Origin of the sequence: Methylobacterium sp. Leaf112, assembly GCF_001423295.1 — a bacterium.
Lineage (GTDB): Bacteria > Pseudomonadota > Alphaproteobacteria > Rhizobiales > Beijerinckiaceae > Methylobacterium.
On record NZ_LMNG01000017.1, the window covers coordinates 16,913 to 37,550 of the forward strand.

The following is a 20,638-nucleotide window of genomic DNA, read 5'->3' on the forward strand; positions in this document are numbered from 1 at the left end:
GCCGGCGCGTCGGAACTCTCGTGATCCTCTCAGACCGGCGGCGTCCCGTTGGCGGTCAGGACCGCCCCGGCAAGGTAGAGGGAGCCACAGATGAGGATGCGCGGCGGCCGCTCGAACGCCGTGGCGCACAGGCTCTCCAGGGCCGCCTCGATGCCGGACGCCACATGAGCATTGAGGCCGACCTCGACGGCGATCTGCGCCACCTCGTCGGCCGGCCGCGCCGCCATCTGCCCGGCGATGGGAACGGCGATCAGGGTGCGGGCGAGGCCCACGAAGTTGCGCAGGAAGCCCTCTGCGTCCTTCGTCCCGAGCAGTCCGACGACGAGAACGAGGGGTACGTCGCTGCGCTCGCCGAGATCCGCCATGGCGGCGGCGAGGATGCGGCCGCCGTCGACGTTGTGGCCGCCGTCGAGCCAAAGCTCCGCCCCCTCCGGCACGAGTTCGGACAGGCGACCACGGTTGAGCCGCTGCAGCCGCCCCGGCCAATCGACGGTGTCGAGGCCGCGTTCGATGGCGGCGATCCCGATATCGCCGAAGCCCGCCGCCCGCAGGGCCGCGATGGCGGTGCCCGCATTGGTGAGCTGGTGCCGGCCGTTGAGGCGCGGGCGCGGCAGGTCGAACAGGTCGACCTCGTCTTGGAACACGAGTCGCCCGCGCTCGGCATGCACGGAGAAATCCTGGTTGCCGACCCGAATCGGATCGGCCCCGACGGCGTCGGCCAGCCGGCACAGGACCGAATCGGCCTCCACGTAGTCCTGCGCGGCGATCACCGCCGGGCAGCCGGACTTGAAGATGCCGGCCTTCTCCGTGGCCACCGCCTCGACGGTGTCGCCGAGATACTCGGCGTGGTCGCGCCCGATCGGGGTGACCACGGCGCAGGCCACCCGGTCGATGACGTTGGTGGCGTCCACGCGCCCACCCAGTCCGACCTCCAGCAGAAGCACGTCGGCGGGCGTCTCCGAGAACAACAGGAACGCGGCGGCGGTGGTGATCTCGAACACCGTGATCGGCTCGCCGGCATTGGCGGCCTCGCATCGGGCGAGGGCGTCGGCGAGCTGATCCTCGGGCACGTACTGGCCGCCCCCCACCGCGCCGATGCGGATGCGCTCGTGGAATCGCACGAGGTGGGGCGAGGTGTAGACGTGGGCGGCAAGGCCCCCGGCTTCCAGGATCGCCCGCATGAACGCGATGGTCGAACCCTTGCCGTTGGTGCCGGCGACATGAATCACCGGCGGCAGCTTGCGCTCCGGATGGCCGAGGCGTTCGAGCAGGCGCTGGATACGACCGAGGGAGAGGTCGATCGTGCGCGGGTGCAGGGCGAGGAAGCGCGCCATGAGCGCGTCGGAGGAATCCATGGGCGTGCGTCGCGTCGCTGAGGCTCAGGCCGGATCAGCCGCGGGGGCCGTCCGGGGCGAAGTGGGAGCGTCCTGCTTCATGAGGAGGCCGCACAGGCGTGCGATCGTCTCTTTCAGGGCGTGCCGGTGCACGACCTGATCGATCATCCCGTGCGCGAAGAGGTATTCGGAGCGCTGGAACCCATCGGGCAGCTTTTCCCGGATCGTCTGCTCGATGACGCGCGGGCCGGCAAAACAGATCAAGGCGCCGGGCTCGGCCAGGTGGACGTCGCCCAGCATGGCGTAGGAAGCGGTAACGCCGCCCGTGGTCGGGTTGGTCAGCACCACGATGTAGGGGAGCTTCGCCGCCCGGAGCCGGCGGATCGCCACGGTGGTGCGCGGCATCTGCATGAGGGAGAGAATGCCCTCCTGCATGCGCGCGCCGCCGGACGCCGAGAACAGGATGTAGGGGGTGCGCTTGTCGAGGGCCGTCTCGGCTCCTCGGACGAAGGCCTCGCCCGCCGCCATACCCAGGGACCCGGCCATGAACGCGAAATCCTGCGCCGCCAGGGTCATGGGCAGCCCGCCGACCCGACCGAAGCCGATCTTGAAGGCGTCCGGCATTCCGGTCTTGGCGCGCGCGTCCTTGAGGCGATCGACGTAGCGCTTCTCATCGCGGAACTTGAGCGGATCTGCGGCGACCTCCGGCAGGGGCACGTCGATCCAGGTGCCCTCGTCGAACATCATCTTGAGGCGCGCCTGGGCACTCATCTTGAGATGGTGCTCGGAGCCGGGAATGACCCAGTGGTTGCTCTCCACCTCCTTGTGGAAGACCATCTGCCCGGTATCGGGGCACTTGACCCAGAGATTCTCCGGCGTCTCGCGCTTGAACAGGGTCTTGATCTTGGGGCGCACGACCTCCGAGATCCAGTTCATCGGCTCAACCATCATCGTGATGCCGTCCTTGGTTTCGCGAATTCGGTGATCAGACCCTGTCCGGTGATCAAGCCCGGGCCGCCCGGCGCACGCCCTCGGCGAGATCGCGCACCAGGGCGCTCACCGCCTCGACCGTTCCGGCCCCCACGCGGCCCTCGCCGTCGAGGCTGCCCCGGAGGGCGTCGATCAGGGCGGAGCCGACCACGACCCCGTCGGCACCCCGCGCGATGGCGGCGGCGTCAGCCCCCGTGCGGACGCCGAAACCGACCACGACGGGCAGTTCGGTGTGGCGCCGGATGCGCCCGACGGCATCGGCCACCTTGCCGAAATCCGGGGTCGCCGTCCCGGTGATGCCGGTGATCGATACGTAATAGACGAAACCGGCCGTGTTCGCGAGGACGGCGGGCAGGCGCTTCTCGTCCGTGGTCGGCGTGGCGAGCCGGATGAAGGCGAGGCCCTTGGCGAGTGCCGGCAGGCAGAGTTCGTCATCCTCCTCGGGCGGCAGGTCGACGACGATGAGGCCGTCGATGCCGGCCGTCACCGCATCGTCGAGGAAGCGGTCGACGCCGTAGGTGTGGATCGGGTTGAAGTACCCCATCAGGATCACGGGCGTGCCGGCGTTGCTCTCCCGGAAGCGGCGCACGAGGTCGAGGGTGCGGGCCACACCCTGGCCGCCCTTCAGCGCCCGCAGGCCCGCAGCCTGGATCGCGGGGCCGTCGGCCATGGGATCGGTGAACGGCAGGCCGAATTCGACGATGTCGGCCCCCGCTTCCGGCAGGGCCTGAAGCACTTTCAAGGATGTCTCCGGGTCCGGGTCACCCGCCATCACGTAAGTGACGAGGGCCGCGCGCCCCTCCGAACGGCAGCGGGCGAAGGTCGCCTCGATGCGGGTCGGGGCGGAACCGGTGACGGGACTTGGTACGGTCATGGGCGCTTGCGCTCTCGCGGCCGGCCCGGATCGGGCTCACGGATGAGCCGTCGCGCCTACACCATCGGGGCGGGCCCGTGAAGCGCGAGCGATCCGATGGCGCCAAAGGCCGCGGGCGCCGCCCTGTTCGTCCGCCTGGGAAACGGACGGCGGCGGACCGACCGCCACGCAGCCGCATTCTCAGGTCGCCTGGCAAGGAACGCTTAAGCGCCTTTCGAAAGCCGGCGTTCAACCCCGGCTGGCATCGTCCCTCTGCGCTGCGAACGGGTCGGTCCGTCCGCACCGGGGAGAAACGCATGACCAGCCAGACCCTCGCGCTGATCCTCTCCGTCCTGGCTGGGGCCTTCGTGCTGGTCGTCCTGCTGCGCCGGCACGGGATGCCGGCGGTGGAGGGTGCGGAGGTCGAGCACCTCCAGGCTCGCATCCAGCGCATCACGGAGAGCGAGGAGCGCTACCGCGCCCTCGTGGAGGCGACCACCGAGATCGTCGTCCAGCGCGACGCCCTCGGGCGGATCACCTTCGCCAATGCCGGGTTCGGGCGCCTCGTCGGCGCGGAGGCGTTCGCCCTCGTTGGCTCCACCTTGGAGGCGTCCTGCCTGGAGCACGGCCCCGTTGAGGAACGTCCGGACGGCGTGCGCCGGGTCGAGCGGCGGCTCGCCCCCGTGACCGGCCCGCCGCGCTGGTTCTCCATCATCGAGATGCCGGTGGCCGGTCCCACGGGCGAGACCCAGTGGCTGCATGCGGGCTCCGACATCACCGAGCGGATCGAATCCGCCCGCTCCCTCGACGAGGCCCTGACCCGGGCGGAAGCCGCCAACGTCGCCAAATCCCGCTTCCTCGCCACCGTCAGCCACGAGTTCCGCACGCCGCTCAACGGCATCCTCGGAATGGCCGACCTGGTTCTCGACACCGGGCTCGACGCCGAACAGCGTACCTACGTCGAGGCGGTGCGGACGTCCGGCAAGGCGCTGCTGTCGCTCATCGACGGCATCCTCGACTTCTCGCGGATCGAATCGGGCCGCCTCGACCTCGCCGCCGCACCCTTCGACCTCGCAACTCTCGCCGAGGGCGTGGTCGAGCTCCTCGCGCCGCGGGCGCAGGACAAAGGCATCGAGATCGCCCTCGACATCGCCGAGGATGTCGCCCCGATGGTCATCGGCGACGCGGACCGCGTGCGTCAGATCCTCGTCAACCTCGCGGGCAACGCCGTGAAGTTCACCCAGACGGGCGGCGTCGGCATCGAGATCGGGCGGGAGGACGACCATTTCGCACTCACGGTTCGCGACACCGGGCCGGGCATCCCATCGGAGCGGATTCCCCTTCTTTTCGAAGAGTTCGAGCAGGGCGACGGCAGCGCCAGCCGACGCCACGAAGGTACCGGCCTCGGGCTCGCCATCACCCGCCGCCTCGTCGCCCGCATGGGCGGCCGGATCGAGGCGGAGTCGGCGCTGGGCCAGGGCAGCCGCTTCACCGCCCTCCTACCCCTGGAGGCCGCCGGGACCGAGGATCCCGTCGCGGCGCCTGTATGCCTCCACGGGCGCACGGTGCTGATCGTGGCAGCCTCACCGTTCCAGGCGCCGTTCCTCGCCCGTCGGCTGTCCAGGGTGGGCGCCCATGCCACTGTGGTGGACACCGAAGCGGCCGGGCTCGCAGCTCTTTCCGGCGCAGGCTTCGACGCGATCATCGCCGACCGCTCCCTCGGCGACGCCGCCGTACGGACCCTCGCTCAGGCCGCAAAGGCCGGGGGCGTGCGCTGCAGTCTCGTCCTGCTCTCGCCCTTCGACCGACGCGAATTCGGGTCTCCGGGCGCGGCGGGCTTCGACAGCTATCTCGTCAAGCCCGTGCGCGCCCGCTCCTTGTTCGACCGCCTGATGGCGCCGGCACGGCCCATCGGGGGGGGCGAAGGACCGTCGGCCGCCGCGCCTCCACGGGTCGCCGCGTCGGGCCCGCGCGTGCTCATGGCTGAGGACAACCCCATCAACGCCCTCCTGGCGACGAAAGCTCTGGAGCGCCTCGGCGCCACGGTGGTTCCGGCGCGCGACGGGCTCGAAGCCGTGGCACTCTTCTCCGAGGGCGGAGCGTTCGATCTCGCCCTCATCGACATCCGGATGCCCGGTCTCGACGGCCTCGAGACCGCCCGGCGCATCCGCGCCCTCGAGGCTTCGCGCGAAGGCGGACCGCTTCACCTCGTGGCGCTCACGGCCAATGCGGGGCGCGACGACGAGCTGGCGGCCCGAGCCGCCGGCTTCGACGGTTTCCTTGCCAAACCCCTCAACCTGAGGGCGCTGCCGGCCCTGCTCGAACGGCGGTCGGCCGCGGCTTGACCCGGCTGTTGACGGGCCGCGTTGACAGGTCCGGGCCGGCGCGCGAACACGGGCGCATGGCCGCTTTCCAGACTTTCGACGCCCCGACGATGGACCCCTCGTCCGCCCGCCACGACCGCGGCATCCTCGCCGGTATCGCGGCGATCGTCTTCGCCACGGTTCTGATCGGAACCCTGGCTCCGGCCTCGCACAGGCCGGCCGTCGTGGCGCCGAGCGCGGATCACACCTGCGCCGAGTGGGGCGACGGCTGCCGTGTCTGCCAGCGCCGGGAGGAAGGGGCCGCCTGCTCCCTGCCGGGCATCGCCTGCGTGCCGTCCGAGATGCGCTGCCTGCGCCGCGTCGGCGACTGAGTGTCTCTCACAGAACTCCCGTTGCGCCGCCGTGCTCAGAGCGAGAACCGATGGTGACCGGGAGTTTTGTGAAGCACTCTGAGCCGGCGGCCCCCGTGACCGCGCCGACCTTCCGGTTCGCGCCGACCTTCCGGTTCGCGCCGAGCCCCAACGGCCGCCTGCACCTCGGCCATGCCTGGTCGGTCCTGCTCAACGCCGATCTCGCCCGGCGCTGGGGCGGGCGCCTCCTCCTGCGCATCGAGGATATCGATCCCGGCCGCTCACGGCCCGACCTGGTATCGGCGATCCAGGATGACCTCGCCTGGCTCGGGATCGCCTTCGACGGAACGGTTCTGCGCCAATCCGAGCGCATGCCGGCCTACCGGTCGGTCCTCGGGGGCCTCGCGGCCCGAAGTCTCGCCTATCCGTGCTTCTGCTCACGTTCGGAGGTCGGCGCGGCGGCGCGGGCCGCCGCCGGGGATGGCCCACTCCCGCGCGATCCCGATGGGGCGCCGCTCTATCCCGGCACGTGCCGGATTCTACCGGAGATCAGCGTCTCCGCCCGGATCGCCCGGGGCGAACCGCACACCTGGCGCCTCGCCATGGACCGCGCATGCGCGGCTGCGCCCGGCCCGTCCGGTTTTTCCACCTTCGCACCGGACGGAACTACGGGGTCCGTGCGTGCCGACCCGGCCCGCTGGGGCGACAGCGTCATCGGCCGCCGCGACGTGCCGACGAGCTATCACCTCGCCGTTGTGACCGACGACGCAGCGCAGGGCATCACCCACGTGGTACGCGGCGCCGACCTCCTGGCCGCCACCAATCTCCACGCGCTGCTGCAGGCGCTCCTCGGTCTGCCGGGCCCACGCTACCACCACCACGCCCTCCTGCTCGACGCCACCGGCGCCAAGCTCGCCAAATCGCGCGGCTCCCAGAGCCTCGCCGACCTGCGGGCGCAGGGCGTCGAACCCGAGTCCATCCGCGCGCAGCTCGGCTTCTCCTGAGGGGCCCTTGCGGCGGGCGCGCGTTTGCGCCTCTCATCACCGAAAATTCCGTGACGGAGAGTCCCGTACCCGTGTCCGACCGCTTCAACGCCGCCGCCCATTGCCTCTCCGAGAACGCCCGCCTGCGGCCCGACAAAGCCGCCCTCGTCATGGCGGGCGCCGACGGAGCCGCCGCCACCCTGACCTTCGCCGAGGCCGATCGGGCCGTCCGGGCAATCGCGGCGGGTCTTCTCGGCCGCGGCCTGACACCCGGTGCGCGGGTGATGATCCGCCTCGGCCACGAGGCCGACTACGTCCTGACCTATTTCGGGGCGTTGGCCGCGGGCCTCGTCGCCCTGCCGGCCTCCCCCCAGCTGACGCCCGCCGAGGCCGCTTTCCTCGCGCGCGATTCCGGGGCCGCCGTGATCGCCGCCGGCGCGGACATCGCCCTCGATCCCGCGAGCACGGACGGCCGCCTCGTCCTGCGGCCCGCCGACATCGCTGCCTTCAAGGCCGGGCCGCCGCTGCCGGCCTACGCCGACACCGCCGCCGACGATTCGGCGATCTTGGTCTACACTTCCGGCACCACGAGCCGACCCAAAGGCGTGCGCCACGCCCACCGCTCGGTGCGCGGACGCCGACCGATGCATGCCCACTGGCTCGGCCTGACCGACACCGACGTGATGCTGCACGCCGGCACGTTGAACTGGACCTACACCCTGGGGGTCGGCGTCACCGATCCGTGGGCCTGCGGCGCCACCGCCGTGCTGTACGACGGCCCGCGCGATCCGGCCGTGTGGCCGTCCCTCATCGCTCGCCATGGCGCCACCCTGTTCGCCGCCGTGCCGAGCCTCTACCGCCAGATCCTCAAATACGCAGACCTCCCCGCACACGACCTCACGCGCCTGCGCCACGGCGTGACGGCCGGCGAGGCCCTGCCGGCCGAACTCCTCGCCGCCTGGACGGACGCCACGGGCAAGCCGCTCTACGAGGCACTGGGCATGAGCGAGATCTCCACCTACGTGTCGAGCGGTCCCACCATCCCCGTGCGCCCCGGCTCGCCGGGCCGTCCCCAGCCCGGGCGCCGCGTCGCCATACTGCCCACGGACGGTGCACCCGAGCCGCTGCCGCCGGGTGAGATCGGCCTGCTCGCTGTGCACCGCTCCGAGCCCGGCCTGATGCTCGGCTACTGGAACCGGCCGGACGAGGACGCGGCGGTCACCCGGGGCGACTGGTTCACCGGCGGCGACCTCGCCAGCCTCGATTCCGACGGCTACCTCTGGTTCCACGGCCGCAACGACGACCTCATGAACGCGCTGGGCTACCGGGTCTCGCCGAGCGAGGTCGAGGCGGTGCTCGCCCGTCACCCGGACGTCGCCGAAGTCGGGGTCGCTGAACTCGGCGTCCGCGCCGACCTCCGGGTCATCGCCGCCTTCGTGGTGCCGAGAGCCGGGGCGTCCCCCGATGCCGCCGCCCTCATCGCCTTCTGCCAGGCGCATCTCGCCGCCTACAAGTGCCCGCGCGCGATCCGCTTCCTCGAAGCCCTGCCGCGCACGCCAAACGGAAAGATCCAGCGCCGCCGCCTCGGACAGGACTGAGACGAACGCACCTCGGACGATCGCAGCCGAGGTTGTGGCGTCGGGGGGGGCTCGATAGAGCGGGGGCGCTTGCAACGTTTCTCGCCAAAGATGGCCGCCCCGCGATGCCTCCCCTCCCTCTCTCGGTCTTCATCATCGCCCAGAACGAGGCCGACCGCATCGGGGCTACGATCCGGGCGGTGCGGGGCCTGACGGACGATCTCGTGGTGGTCGATTCCGGGTCCACCGACGGCACGCAGGCCCTGGCGGCGTCCCTCGGTGCCCGGGTGATCCACAACGGCTGGTCCGGCTACGGCCCGCAGAAACGCTTCGCCGAGGACCAGTGTCGCCACGTCTGGCTGCTCAACGTCGATGCCGACGAGGTGGTGCCGGAGGATCTGGCGACCGCGATCCGGGCCGCCTTCGGCAAAGGCGAGCCGCGCCACCCGGCCTATCGCATCGCCATCGCGGAGATCTTTCCCGGCGAGGGGCGCCCGCATCCCTGGGCCTACCGCCTCACGCCCGTGCGCCTCTACCGCAAGGATCGCGGCCGCTACTCACCGTCCCCGGTCCACGACCGCGTCGACCTCGCCCCGGGCGCCAGCGTCGGCACCCTGCGCGGCGTGATCCACCATTTCTCGGTGCGCTCGCTCGGCGACCAGCTCGACAAGCTCAACCGGTACTCCGACCAGCAAGCCGACGATCTCGCGGCCCGCGGCGTCGCGATCCCGACCTGGCGCCTGTTCGTGGAGTTGCCGGGCAACTTCCTCAAGGCCTATTTCGGCCGCCGCCATTTCGTGCGCGGCACCTACGGCTTCCTCACGGCAATGAATTACGCCATCTCCCGCCACCTGCGCGTCGCCAAGCACTACGAGCGCCGCCGGGCAGATTCTCACACCAGCACGGATTCGCGGCTTGACCGCCCCGACGCGAAATTCTAGATCGACGGCCTGCGGAGACGTGGCCGAGCGGCTGAAGGCACTCGTTTGCTAAATGAGCATACCCCGAAAGGGGTATCGAGGGTTCGAATCCCTCCGTCTCCGCCACTTACGAAAGCTCTTCATAACTCATTGTTTTTAGTGGGTTTTCTGCTGCCTGAAAACGGCATTTGTCCCCGATATGTCCCCGCACTCTCAGGTGTGGAAAAGCCTGGGTGCAGGTTGCTCCCGTTCGGTGGATACGGCGCATCGGCGTTCGGGCCATAGCCGCTCAAGGCACCCGTGGCCGGCTTGGTCGCGAAGGAGAACCGCCATGAGCAGCACCACCGACAAGATCAAGGGTCTGGCCAACGAGGCCGTCGGCGACGTGAAGCAGGGCATCGGCAATGCGACGGACAACGACAAGCTGAACGCCGAAGGCAAGGCGCAGGAACTCAAGGGCGAGGCCCAGAAGACGACCGGCGACGTCAAGGACGGCGCCAAGCACGTTGCCGACAAGGTCACCGGCAAGGCGTAAGCCAACTGCACGGGGCGGCCCGTCCGCCCCGTATTTCGCCAAGGCTGGCTCAATCGGCGTAATGGATGGCGTCGATGACCTGAACGGCGCTGTAGGGCTTCGGCAGGAACAGGCCGCCTTCATGGATCTCGTGATCGGCGAAACGCCGACGACCGGACGTCAGAATCAATCGGATGTCCGGCCAGGATTGGTGAACCTTCCCGGCAAAGGTCGCACCGCACATCGATCCGGGCATGTCGACGTCGGTGAAGAGCACGCCGATGTCCGAACGCTCATGCAGGATGAACCAGGCTTCGTCGGCATGGCGCGCCTCGATCACCGCGTAGCCGGCATCCTCCAACAACTCGACGGCGACGGTGCGCACGAGGTCATCGTCTTTAACTACGAGAATGGCCGATGATTCCGGGGCACGCTTCGCCGACATGGCTACCCAACCAAGCAAGGCGGTGTCGGTTGCCGGCTTCCTTTTCGATTGTCGAACTGTCGCGTGCGTAGCTCGTACCCGGGCGACCGGCCATCAGGCTTCAGGGCAGGAAACCCCTGAGCCTGATGCAGGCCCTTCCAGGACGGTAGCCGGTGGCCAATCCTGTTCCCGGGTCATGCCAGTCCACGGTCTCAAGGTATCGCGAGTCTCACGGCGACCTCGTTCCTGCGCAGGAAAGGGATCGCGAACGGTGGGTCATAGCCCATGAAGACGGCGGGAGCGCTGGCCTTCCGGCCGGCGATGGAAAGCACTTCGGTCAGGATACGCTCCTGTTCGGTTCGAGCCTCCGGCGTGATGGAGCCTGAAAAGCGAAGGGCGGCGATCTTCTCGGCCGGGACGCGGACAAGACGGACGCCTGGCTCGGTGGGCTGCGGGGCCCCGGCCTCGGCTACGTCGCGTGGAAGGAAGAACCGCATCGTCCCCCCTGAGCCTTGCTCGACCGGAACCGTCATCGCGATGCGTTGACCTCCGGTTTCCACGGGGGCGGTCATGGCGATGCGGTCGCCCCGCTGGTTCGCGCCGGTGATGTAACGGAAGAGCCGTCCGAACGCCTCGCCATCACCCTGTCCGCGCCCGTCGGTCTCGACGGCGAGGCGGGGCTCGTAGGCTCGGACCTCGACGCCACGGTCGAGACGCTCGACGACGGCGTACCTGGGTTGGTCATAGAAGGTCCGCACGCCGAAGACCCCGAGCACGGACTCGAAGAGGGTGACGAGATAGTAGAGGAACTTATCCATCGGGTGACACTCGGTGACCGGCGGAAATCGTAGAGCGACCGATTAGGGGCAATCACCGCCTTGATCCGCTTTCGTGAAAACGCGCGACGACCCGACGCTGCCGCCAAGCGGAACGTCGGGCCGTCCGGATCAATCTAGGACGCCCACGGCGTCAGGGAACGATGCCATCCGCTAGGCTGGAATGGCAGCGGCCAGCGAGGCATCCGGGGGCGTCTTCGGACGCGGCATCGACATCACCGGGCACGGCGGCGGATCGTCGTCATCGTCACGGCGTCCCGGGCGAACGTACCGGTGCAGGTCAGCGAGACGTCTTAGCCGTCTTTGCCTGGGCTGCCTCGGCTGGCCTGCGGACGTTACCGACCCGAACTTCGGAGCCGACTTGCGGTCAAGTTCGCCAAGCGCAGCAAGGACGGCATCGACGGAGACCGGCTCGGCCCTGCTGCCCGTGAGGCAGCGCATGCTCGGCGCGTTCTCAAGGGCGCTCGCATCCGACGCCCAGGAGGCGAGGATCGCGCGCCTCTCCCCCATTGAGAGCCCGGGGTGGGCCAACACTTCCCTGGGGTGGCGAAACACGTCGCCCGGAGCGACGAGCGCCTGCCATGCCTCGAACGAGGCCGGATGCGCGCCCACTGGGTTCACGGCGCTGGTACGGGAACTGAAGCTCTCCATCATCGACATCGATCATCCCTCCTGAAGATGGGTTGGATGGGCGGTACCCTCCCTCGCCGGTACGCAAGGGAAGGCATTCGACGGGTGGCGGAACTTAAGCCGCCTTGCGCTCGGTCTCGATCCGAGGCTGTGCGTTGTCCTGGCCAACTGCGGCCTGCGTCCCGCCGATGGGAATGCGCCTCGGCTTCAGAGCCTCCGGCACCTCGCGCTTGAGGTTGACCGTCAGCAGGCCGTTCTCCAGGTTCGCGCCGACGACCTTCACGTGGTCGGCCAGGTTGAAGGTCTGACGGAAGGTTCGGGCTGCGATGCCGCGATGCAGGAGTTGGCGCTCACCCTCGGACGACTTCCTCTGGCCGGTGACCTGGAGGGTCGTATCGTGCTGGGTAAGATCGATCTCGTCGGGCGCGAAGCCAGCGACAGCCATCGTGATCCTGTACGCATCGTCCTCCACCCTCTCGATGTCGTAGGGTGGCCAAGTCGCGGACATCTCGGCCTGGGTGGCTTGGTCCAGCAGGGAGAACAAACGGTCGAAGCCGACGGTGGAACGGTAGAGAGGGGCGAAATCGAGGGTCCTCATGACCACATCCTCCTTGGAGCAACGTGATGACAAGGGTCGCCGGATGCCTGACCCGGCGCCCGCTCAGAGAGCCGAATTCCGGCCCCGCGCGCGATAAACGTTTTTGTGGCGCCATGGTTCCCCTTTTTTCGAAGATAATGTTCACTCGGTGTGTGGGATGCCGGTCTGAGGCTTTCCGCACTGCGTCGAACGGGTCGAACAAGACGTTCGGTTACGCGACCTGGATAAACGACACATCGCGGTCGAGCCTCTGGTGCCGCTCAACATCTCAACTCCGAGCATGGCCGCGATGGTTCACTCAGGCCCTTCGGCATGGGATCGGGGTGGTTGATCGATCCGATCAGCAATGCGCATGCGGCGCTTCCGATGTCTGCGACCGCGATCACGTGACTAATCGACCAGGGCGTCCAATCTGAGAGCAGGCCCACCAGCGCGGGGCTTAGTTAGGTGTCCGACCGTTCCATATGATACCAATGAATGGCGCTGAACTTTTTATCGAAATAAGCCGAATTAGAACACGTCAGTGACAACGGATTTACGAAGGTCTAGATTTTGATATGAGCTTGCAAAGCATTAGCTTTTAGATTTTTATGCTAATGTCATCTGACGGGAGGTTCAGTGATCCGCTGTTCGTTTAAGGAAGGAGTTTATGGCATTATGCTTATAGCCGGCTTGGCTTGCCCAGCGCTGGCTCAAACCCAGCTTGATTTATGTTGGGACCGCAAAGGGGTCCATGCAATCGAAAAGCGGATCGAAGCGTGCACTGCTTTAATTGAGTCTGGCAACAGAAGCGACCAGGGTCTCTCGCAGATTTTTGTTCAACGGGGTATTAATTGGAAAGAAAAAAACGATCTTGATCGCGCCTTGGCCGACTATGACAAAGCTATTGAAATCAATCCAAAAATTGCGGCCGGCTATGCCAACCGTGGCACAATTTGGGAGATCAAGGGCTACCTTGATCGCGCCTTGAGCGACTATGACAAAGCTATTCAGATCAGCCCATAAATCATGCTTGCGTATCTTAATCGTGGTATAATATTGAAGGGACAGGGAAATATTGAGCGTGCACTATCCGATTTTGATAAAGCCATCGAGTTAAGCCCCAACTACGCACCCGCGTATACAAGTCGCGGCAATGCTTGGAGGGATAAAAGCAATCTCGACCAAGCGATAACTGATTACGATAAAGCCATCCAGGTCGACCCAAGGTATGTACCCGCGTACAATATGCGCGGCGTAACCTGGCGGGCAAAAGGCAATCCCGACCGCGCCTTGACCAACTACGATATGGCCATCCGGATCGACCCAGGTTATGCGCCTGCGTATAACAATCGCGGTAACGTTTGGAGGGATAAGGGCGATCTTGATCGTGCGTTGGCCGACTACGATAAGGCAATCGAAATCAATCCCAACGATCTGTCCACGTATGCTAATCGCAGCGTCGCCTGGAAGGTCAAGGGCAACTTCGAACGCGCTCAAGCCGACTACGACAAAGCTGTCGAAGTTGGTCTGAGGAACACATCAGATGCTGCTAAGCGCGGGGCCATAACAAATCATAATAGAAGTCTTGATTGATTATAAAACAATTGTTAAGAGTTATACTTACTTCGATGCTGCTACCACGACGCTTATCGAACTCCCCGGCGCCCAACGTCCGGCAGAAGGTCCCGGCGGAATGCAGCCTTGTCGCGATCATCGCCATTGCGTTCGCCTCTCCCCCCGGGCCGGAGCACCTTCTACGCGTCTGACGCCTTCCTCCGGGCCTGAAGGCCTAGGGCGGGACGTGGCCCACGCCTCGCCCTTCGCGGAGAGCGGCGTTGACACGTATGTCCGCGACAAGAAGCTTGAGCTCGCCGGCCTGCGGGGCAGCCGTTCGGCCCAACTCATCAAAAGGTTGGGCGCCTGGAACCAGGTCGCCGACGATGTCCGGCATCTGCCGCACGCGGGTATGGACTTGGGTCGCAGAGGTTCGGGGACAGGTCTCCGAGTTATCCCATAGGCAAGGAACGGCGTCGTATGCTTCTACGTATTCACGACTTGGTATGAGCCAGCGGGTGGGGTCGACCGGCGCTCAACCGCGCACCAAGGAGCCATCTCCCTTGGGGGCAGGCAAGGACACCTCTGCTCTGAGGCCTCCTTCCTCCCGATTTAGGAGCTTTGCCTCACCACCGTGCGCACGAACGACCGAACGCGCGATGGCGAGCCCGAGGCCAGTGCCTCCTGTCTCGGTGCTGCGGGAATCCTCCAGGCGCGCGAAGGGCGCGAACATCTCCTCGATCCTGTCCGGCGGTATGCCGGGACCGTCATCGTCGACGGTGAGCACGATGTCGCCATCGCGCCGGTTCAAGGCGATCCGGGCGCATCCACCATAGCGGACGGCGTTGGCTACGAGGTTGTCGATGGCACGGCGCAAGGCCATCGCGCGGCCATGGAACGGGAGGGACGCCAGAGCGGTAACGGCAACGTCTTGTCCTAGAACCCCGTGGTCTTCCGCTATCGTCCGAACCAGGGCGGCAAGGTCGAGCGGTCCGTCGTCCTGGATGAGGGCATCGTCGCGCGCGAAGGCGAGCGTCGCCTCGACCATCTCGCGCATCTCCGAGATCGTGCGCACCATGGCGTCGCGCAGCTCCGCATCCTCCACCATCTCCGCCCGCAGCCAGAGCGAGGCGATGGGGGTGCGCAGGTCGTGGCTGATGGCGGCGAGCATGCGGGTGCGGTCTGTGACGAAGGCCCGCGAGCGCGCCTGCATCTCGTTGAAAGCCGCCGTCATGGTGCGAAGCTCGCTTGGTCCCTTCTCGGGCAAGGGCTCGACGGCGACACCCCGACCGGCGCGTTCGGCGGTCGAGGCCAGTGCCTTCACCGGCCCCACGATGCCCTTCATGGCGATGCCGATCACGACCAGCACGGCGACGACGCTGGCGGCGATCTGGATCAGGCCGATGCGGACCCAGGGTGGCGTCGGGAGCGCCAGGGGCGCCTCGCCGTTGAGCCAGCGACCGTCGTCGAGACGCACGGACACGCGCAGGACCTGCGGCTTGCCGGCAAGCCGGTCCGATGACGGTTCCTCCCCCTGCTCCCGTTCGACCAGGAGCAGACGGGCCTGGCTCGCGCCGTCCCGCATGCGCCGGTCGAGACGGCCGGCGAGCCGGGCCTCATCGTCGTCCATGGCGTTGTTCGGCACCAGGCTGGCCGTATCGATGGTGAACCGGTGGCGCGGGGAGCCGTAGGCCTCGATCACGCGCGGAACGGCGTCCGGGGGCACCGTATCGAGCAGACGGACCAGCGTGGCGACGCGGTCGACGACTTGGGTCCGGGCGACGGCCCGCCCGACGAGGGAGGATTCCCGCGTCACCATCGCGAAGGCGACGGCCTGTGCGCCGACGACCGCGAGCACGAGGAGGAGCGCCAGGCGGCCGCCGAGCGAACCGGGTCTCAGCCTCACGACACCGTCCTCACATCGGAGGCGAGGACGTAGCCACCGCCCCAGACGGTCTTGATGAGTTCTGGGTGTGCCGGATCGCGCTCCAGCTTGCGCCGAAGCCGGCTGACCTGGTTGTCGATGCTCCGGTCGAACCCGTCGGCGGACCGGCCCTTGGTGAGGTCGAGGAGCTGGTCGCGCGACAGGACGATGCGGGGGTGGTTCGTAAGGGCGCAGAGGAGCCGGAACTCGGCGGTGCTGAGGGCGACCGCCCCGCCCGCATCGTCGACGAGCTCGCGCCGGTCGGTGTCGAATACCCAACGGTCGAAGGCGAGGCGGCTGCCGTCGGCGATATCGCGGGCGCGGGGAAGCGCCCGGGCGCGGCGCAGGAGGTTCTTGACCCGGGCCAGGAGCTCGCGCGGGTCGAACGGCTTCACGACGTAGTCGTCCGCCCCGATCTCCAGGCCGACGATGCGGTCGGTCTGTTCCGCCAGGGCGGTCAGCAGGATGACCGGCATGTCGTGGACCTCGCGGATGTGCCGGCAGAGCGAGAGCCCGTCCTCGCCGGGCATCATCACGTCGAGGATGACGAGGTCGATGGCCGAGCCTGACAGCACGGCACGGGCGGCGGCCGCGTCGGCGGCGACGCTGACCCGGAGCTCGTGCCGCTTGAGGTAGGCCGCGAGCGGGTCGCGGATGTCGCGGTGGTCGTCGACCACCAGCACGTGGGCGTGGTCCATGGCTGCGTGTCCCATCCGCTGGTTCTACCGCGGCGCGATCCGCGGCTCTCGACGAAGTTGTCGCAATGTGTGTCGGGCCGCCCGACTCCGCGACGGTCCGCGACACAATCGGGATCCGCCGACAAATCCCTGCGACAGAGCGCGGGCAATCTCCCCCCATCGCAATCACCCACCAGGGAGAACCTGCAATGACGGGTCTGACCGACATCGCCTCCACCGGACTGAAGCGCCTGCTGCCGGCGGCGCTCCTGGCCGCCGGCCTGGCGGCGCCGCTGGCCACGGCCGGAACGGCGGAAGCCCGCGACGGCTGCGGCCTCGGTTTCCATCGTGGCCTCTACGGCTTCTGCCGACCCAACCTCGGTCCAAGGGTCGTCTACGCCCCCTACGTCGTACGGCCGGCCTTCTACGGCCCCCGCGTCTACGGTCCTGGCTTCTACGGTCCGCGTCGCATCGGTTGGGGCGGTCCGCGCTGGCACCGTTGGGGAGGCTACCGTCACGTCGGCTGGCGCGGTGGCTGGCACCACCGCTGGTGACCGAGCCCATCCGGCTTGAGGACCCGGGATCGCGCCGGAGGGCGCGATCCCGCCCCATCCCATCATCACGGATGTCGTTCCATGGCACGCAGAACCCTCTGCCTCACCCTCGCGGCCTGCCTCTCGGCGTCCGCCGCCCTCGCCCAGACGCCGCAACCGTCGGCACAGGCGTCGGCGCCAGTCGATGCCAAGGCCGATGGCGTCGACCTGACAACCTTCCAGGCCCGGCATCGGACGCGCCTGATCAAGGCCGACGCGGATCATGACGCGCGGATCAGCGAGGCTGAGTGGACGGCCTGGTGGACCGCCCATCCCGGGAAGGGGCCGGCCGATCCAGCAAAACGCTTCCGGCGCCTCGACGCGAACGGCGACGGGTACGTCACGGCGGAGGAGATCGACGCGGTCTTCGCCCAGCGCTTCGCACGTCTCGATGCGGACCACGATGGCCGCGTCACGCGGGCGGAACGGCCCTGTTGGTGCAAGTGAACCGGTGGCAATGCCGCCCTATCCCATCGCCCTGACACGGCGACCCAGAAGCGTGTCCGGTCGCCCCAAAACCAAGGAATCAACATGAAGCTCGCAAGTCTCATCGTCGCCGCCTCCGCAACGCTGTTCGCCATCGGTCAGGCTCAGGCCCTACCGATTGCGCCCGGCCCGGCCGGGCTCGACGCGCCCATTGTTCTGGCGCGCGGCGGATGCGGGTTCGGCGCCCATCGCGGCCCGTTCGGCGGATGCCGTCTCAACCGTGGCCCCCGGGGCGAGATCAGGCGCGCCCTGACCGGCGCACCGCGCGGATGCCCTCCGGGTCTCTACCGCGGGCCGGGCGGTCGCTGCCGTCGCTGAAGCGGTCGTGGCGCCCAACGCATTCGATAGGTTTGCTTGGGTTCGACGTGATTATGCCGATGTCGGCGCTGCCGGACACGGATCATCAAACGCCCGATTGTCCCTTCCCCATCCGACCGGTGGCGGGACCATCGCGAACGTCACACGTTATACGAAGGTGCCGCCTTGACGGTCCAGCATGAAGGGGAATGAGACGAATGCAGTCGGACACTCCACGCCCAGGTGACGATCCTCTTCCGCCTATCGGCGACCCGGCTCCCGAGCCCACCACGCCTGAGATCGATCCACCCGTCGAGCCCCCGGCTCCCCAGCCACCGGGGCCCATCGAAGTACGGTGAAGATAGGCGTCTCCCGACCGGCAGTTTCACAGCCTAAATAGACTCGATGCTGTGGCAGGTGCCTATGAACCGTATTGAAAAGGGTCGCAGGGTCGCCACGGTCCCGGCCTCGGAGAGCCAGGGGCGTCTTGGTGGCGTGGCCGGATTTTCTAATGTCGGAACGACACAGCTATTGCTATTGGTGTCCGGGACGTTCCGCACAGACAATCGCAAGGCAGGTTCTGTTCCTGGACAAGCCTTGCGATCCGTTCGATCCCAAAGCGATGCGTTTTAACGCCCCTGCTGCGGCATTAGCGAACGAGCCTGCTGGACGGCATCGCGGCAGGACTGATCACCCTTGGCGTTGAGGTCGGTTGCCCGCTGCAAGGCCGTCTTTGCCTGCGAGATCTTGTCCTCGGGGGACAGGCTCGCCGAGGCGGATGCCTCGCCGCCCTTGGATGCCTCGACGGCGGCGGTCGGCTTGTTCTCGGACTGCGCCCGGACGTCGGCCGGCGAGGTGGCGATCCGCCCGCTTGCGACCGAGTCGGCCTGGCCGGTCCCGGTGGCGGCTCCGACTGGCCCAGAGACGCCGCCGACCGTGCCCGGTGATCCACCCGTCGCTTTGGATGCTCCGCCCTGCTGAGCGCGGTCTGTTTCGGCGTTCCCGACAGGCTTGGCCGTGGATGCCGTCGTACCAGCGGCTTGGTCAGCCGAGCCGTCGTTCGGTCCCTTGCGCTGGCCGGTGTCGGGTTGCGAGACCGGCGCCCCCATTCCGACCTGGGTCCCGAGCTCGCGCTTGACCTTGGCGATGTCATCCGAGCAGGGGCCGCCTTCCTGCGCGAATACGGCTGTGTTCATGAGACCCATGGTAGAGAGGACCGCGGCCCCACAGAGCAACTTAAAACGTGACATTTGCGTCCTTTTAACCATCACATGAGCAACGCAAAATTCCTTACTATGTTCAAATATTTCAAGATATTTTCACTAGATACAAAAACAAACGAAATAATCGATATTGCACTAAATAGGTTCGGTGCGCTTGGATTGCTCCAAGCGCACCGAACTCTTACTTAGGTCTGTCATGCCGGGTGGCGTGACGTTTGGATCAGTACCCGTAGCCGTAAGCCGGATAGCCGTACCCATAAGCCGGTGCGTAACCGTAGGCAGGCGCGTAGCCATACCCACCGCCGTAGTACCCGACCGGACGACCGTACCCGTATCCGCCATAGCTGTTCGCTACGATGGCACCCGCCGCGAGGCCGGCGATGCCGAGGCCGATGGCTGCGCCTGGGCCGATGCCGCGACGATAACCGTAGCCGCGGCCATAGCCGCCGCCGTAACCACGATACCCACCGTAACCACCGCGGAAGCCGACACCGCGGTAACCACCGCCGTAGCCATAGCCGCCGTGGCCGTAACCACCGCCCCAGCCGCGAGCCTCGGCGGGTGCCGATGCCAGCAGGCCGAGGCCGAGCAGCGCCGTGGAGCCATAGCCGCCGTGGCCGTAACCACCGCCCCAGCCGCGAGCCTCGGCGGGTGCCGATGCCAGCAGGCCGAGGCCGAGCAGCGCCGTGGATGCAAGTGCGAGCTTGCGCATTTGATAGCTCCTGTCTTTCAAGATGTGGGCCAGAAACAACCTCGCCTGGTCGGCCGTTCCGGCGTTGGGTGTGGTACAACGCGTCACAGGGTCAGTAGCCATTGCCGCCGTGGTAAGCGTCGTAGCCTATAGCCGGCGCGAACCCGTTCGACGCCGTGATCGGCCCTCCCCAGGTGTAGCTCTGTCCGGTCGGATAGATCCTGGCATGATCCTCACGAAGAGCGGAGTGGATGCGAATGCGGCCGTTTTTCCCTGTTCTGGAAGGACTCGCATTCTTCTGCCCTGAAAACATGGTCAGGATAGACGGCATGTTACGCATGGACGCCTCCGGCTTAATCTGAGGGACCAGAAACATCCTTGCGACGATACCGTTCCTACACCATCCCGTCAGTGCAAGGATCAAGGACCATCAGGTTCGAACCGGAGCTTTCCTTGCATGCTCCCGACCGAGACCGACGTGTGACAGGCCCCTCAAAGCCTGCGGGATCCTCATGAACTCGCCAGCATGCTGGTCGATTGAAGGACGACGACGACGAGCATGACGACGGCCGCGGCGGCGTGGACATAGGTCACGGTCTTGGTGAATTTGATCATGATTTGATTCTTCTCAGCCGCGTTTTCCATCCTGAACGGCATCGATGGCGTCCTCGGCAGGCAGCACGAAGACCTGACCCGGATAGATCAGGTCCGGGTCGCGGATCTGGTCCTGGTTGGCGTCGTAGATCGCCGTGTAGCGGTCGCCGTCGCCATAGGTCCGTCGGCTGATCGCCCAGAGGCTGTCGCCGCGCTCGATCCGGGCAGTCCTCACTTCCGGTACGTAGACGGCGCCGGGGACAGCCTCGGGCATGAGCGGATCG

General features: G+C 67.2%; 23 protein-coding genes and 1 tRNA gene. 12 read left to right on the forward strand and 12 right to left on the reverse strand.

Annotated elements, in window-relative coordinates:
* Positions 1-29 precede the first annotated feature (29 nt).
* From ASF52_RS09665 to trpA, 3 genes are read right to left on the reverse strand one after another with little or no spacing between them, the layout of a single operon-like run.
* A complete protein-coding gene (locus tag ASF52_RS09665; protein WP_056171254.1) occupies positions 30-1,355 on the reverse strand; it encodes a bifunctional folylpolyglutamate synthase/dihydrofolate synthase in 1,326 nt (441 codons plus the stop codon).
* A 24-nt stretch (positions 1,356-1,379) separates the two neighbouring features.
* Positions 1,380-2,282: an acetyl-CoA carboxylase, carboxyltransferase subunit beta gene (gene accD / locus ASF52_RS09670; RefSeq protein ID WP_056171294.1), complete on the reverse strand. Its 903-nt coding sequence runs from the start codon at positions 2,280-2,282 to the stop codon at positions 1,380-1,382.
* A gap of 55 nt (positions 2,283-2,337) precedes the next feature.
* Entirely contained in the window at positions 2,338-3,198 is an 861-nt protein-coding gene (trpA, locus tag ASF52_RS09675) for a tryptophan synthase subunit alpha (protein ID WP_056171256.1), read from the reverse strand.
* 296 nt (positions 3,199-3,494) lie between these two features.
* Between trpA and ASF52_RS09680 the strand changes: the two genes are divergently transcribed.
* From ASF52_RS09680 to ASF52_RS09710, 7 genes are all read left to right on the forward strand, one after another.
* Positions 3,495-5,522, forward strand: coding sequence for an ATP-binding protein (locus tag ASF52_RS09680; RefSeq protein ID WP_056171258.1), 2,028 nt, complete (start codon positions 3,495-3,497; stop codon positions 5,520-5,522).
* Between the two features lie 56 nt (positions 5,523-5,578).
* Positions 5,579-5,872, forward strand: coding sequence for a hypothetical protein (locus ASF52_RS09685; RefSeq protein ID WP_056171260.1), 294 nt, complete (start codon positions 5,579-5,581; stop codon positions 5,870-5,872).
* 95 nt (positions 5,873-5,967) lie between these two features.
* On the forward strand, positions 5,968-6,855 hold the full coding sequence (gene gluQRS / locus ASF52_RS09690) for a tRNA glutamyl-Q(34) synthetase GluQRS (protein ID WP_056171296.1): 888 nt from the start codon (positions 5,968-5,970) through the stop codon (positions 6,853-6,855).
* 50 nt (positions 6,856-6,905) lie between these two features.
* Positions 6,906-8,432, forward strand: a complete 1,527-nt coding sequence (locus ASF52_RS09695; protein ID WP_056171261.1) for an acyl-CoA synthetase — start codon at positions 6,906-6,908, stop codon at positions 8,430-8,432.
* A gap of 104 nt (positions 8,433-8,536) precedes the next feature.
* Positions 8,537-9,352, forward strand: coding sequence for a glycosyltransferase family 2 protein (locus tag ASF52_RS09700; protein ID WP_056171263.1), 816 nt, complete (start codon positions 8,537-8,539; stop codon positions 9,350-9,352).
* A gap of 13 nt (positions 9,353-9,365) precedes the next feature.
* Positions 9,366-9,457 (forward strand) — tRNA-Ser (locus tag ASF52_RS09705).
* Between the two features lie 205 nt (positions 9,458-9,662).
* Positions 9,663-9,866, forward strand: a complete 204-nt coding sequence (locus tag ASF52_RS09710) for a CsbD family protein (RefSeq protein ID WP_056171265.1) — start codon at positions 9,663-9,665, stop codon at positions 9,864-9,866.
* Between the two features lie 49 nt (positions 9,867-9,915).
* Here ASF52_RS09710 and ASF52_RS09715 read toward each other — a convergent pair whose 3' ends face one another.
* The 3 genes from ASF52_RS09715 to ASF52_RS09730 all read right to left on the reverse strand — a co-directional run bounded on the left by ASF52_RS09715 (position 9,916) and on the right by ASF52_RS09730 (position 12,333).
* The gene (locus ASF52_RS09715; protein WP_056171267.1) at positions 9,916-10,290 is read right to left on the reverse strand and encodes a response regulator; all 375 of its coding nucleotides are present in this window, start codon (positions 10,288-10,290) and stop codon (positions 9,916-9,918) included.
* Positions 10,291-10,481: 191 nt separating this feature from the next.
* Positions 10,482-11,087, reverse strand: coding sequence for an SOUL family heme-binding protein (locus ASF52_RS09720; RefSeq protein ID WP_056171269.1), 606 nt, complete (start codon positions 11,085-11,087; stop codon positions 10,482-10,484).
* 763 nt (positions 11,088-11,850) lie between these two features.
* Complete coding sequence (locus ASF52_RS09730) at positions 11,851-12,333, reverse strand: Hsp20 family protein (RefSeq protein WP_056171273.1); 483 nt, start codon at positions 12,331-12,333, stop codon at positions 11,851-11,853.
* 618 nt (positions 12,334-12,951) lie between these two features.
* Between ASF52_RS09730 and ASF52_RS22540 the strand changes: the two genes are divergently transcribed.
* Positions 12,952-13,338 (forward strand): tetratricopeptide repeat protein, encoded by a 387-nt coding sequence (locus tag ASF52_RS22540; protein WP_156630034.1) that lies wholly within the window; start codon positions 12,952-12,954, stop codon positions 13,336-13,338.
* 3 nt (positions 13,339-13,341) lie between these two features.
* Positions 13,342-13,908, forward strand: a complete 567-nt coding sequence (locus tag ASF52_RS21960) for a tetratricopeptide repeat protein (RefSeq protein WP_082515267.1) — start codon at positions 13,342-13,344, stop codon at positions 13,906-13,908.
* A 496-nt stretch (positions 13,909-14,404) separates the two neighbouring features.
* Here ASF52_RS21960 and ASF52_RS09735 read toward each other — a convergent pair whose 3' ends face one another.
* Positions 14,405-15,775, reverse strand: coding sequence for an ATP-binding protein (locus ASF52_RS09735; protein ID WP_056171276.1), 1,371 nt, complete (start codon positions 15,773-15,775; stop codon positions 14,405-14,407).
* On the reverse strand, positions 15,772-16,491 hold the full coding sequence (locus ASF52_RS09740; RefSeq protein ID WP_056171278.1) for a response regulator: 720 nt from the start codon (positions 16,489-16,491) through the stop codon (positions 15,772-15,774). Before ASF52_RS09740 ends, ASF52_RS09735 begins: the two co-directional genes overlap by 4 nt.
* Before the next feature lie 188 nt (positions 16,492-16,679).
* Here ASF52_RS09740 and ASF52_RS09745 point away from each other — a divergent pair, with 188 nt between their 5' ends.
* The 3 genes from ASF52_RS09745 to ASF52_RS21965 all read left to right on the forward strand — a co-directional run bounded on the left by ASF52_RS09745 (position 16,680) and on the right by ASF52_RS21965 (position 17,867).
* Complete coding sequence (locus tag ASF52_RS09745; protein WP_156630036.1) at positions 16,680-17,024, forward strand: GCG_CRPN prefix-to-repeats domain-containing protein; 345 nt, start codon at positions 16,680-16,682, stop codon at positions 17,022-17,024.
* An 81-nt stretch (positions 17,025-17,105) separates the two neighbouring features.
* Positions 17,106-17,510 carry an EF-hand domain-containing protein gene (locus ASF52_RS09750; protein WP_056171280.1) on the forward strand — a complete coding sequence of 135 codons (405 nt, stop codon included), beginning with the start codon at positions 17,106-17,108 and terminating at the stop codon, positions 17,508-17,510.
* A gap of 84 nt (positions 17,511-17,594) precedes the next feature.
* The gene (locus ASF52_RS21965) at positions 17,595-17,867 is read left to right on the forward strand and encodes a GCG_CRPN prefix-to-repeats domain-containing protein (RefSeq protein ID WP_056384643.1); all 273 of its coding nucleotides are present in this window, start codon (positions 17,595-17,597) and stop codon (positions 17,865-17,867) included.
* Between the two features lie 608 nt (positions 17,868-18,475).
* Here ASF52_RS21965 and ASF52_RS09755 read toward each other — a convergent pair.
* The 4 genes from ASF52_RS09755 to ASF52_RS09765 form a co-directional block, all read right to left on the reverse strand.
* Entirely contained in the window at positions 18,476-19,051 is a 576-nt protein-coding gene (locus ASF52_RS09755) for a hypothetical protein (RefSeq protein ID WP_244473765.1), read from the reverse strand.
* Positions 19,052-19,289: 238 nt separating this feature from the next.
* Complete coding sequence (locus ASF52_RS09760; protein WP_056171282.1) at positions 19,290-19,781, reverse strand: hypothetical protein; 492 nt, start codon at positions 19,779-19,781, stop codon at positions 19,290-19,292.
* A gap of 91 nt (positions 19,782-19,872) precedes the next feature.
* A complete protein-coding gene (locus tag ASF52_RS22545) occupies positions 19,873-20,100 on the reverse strand; it encodes a hypothetical protein (protein ID WP_156630037.1) in 228 nt (75 codons plus the stop codon).
* 288 nt (positions 20,101-20,388) lie between these two features.
* Positions 20,389-20,638: LysM peptidoglycan-binding domain-containing protein (locus ASF52_RS09765; RefSeq protein WP_156630045.1), on the reverse strand; the 250-nt coding region annotated here is incomplete at its 5' end.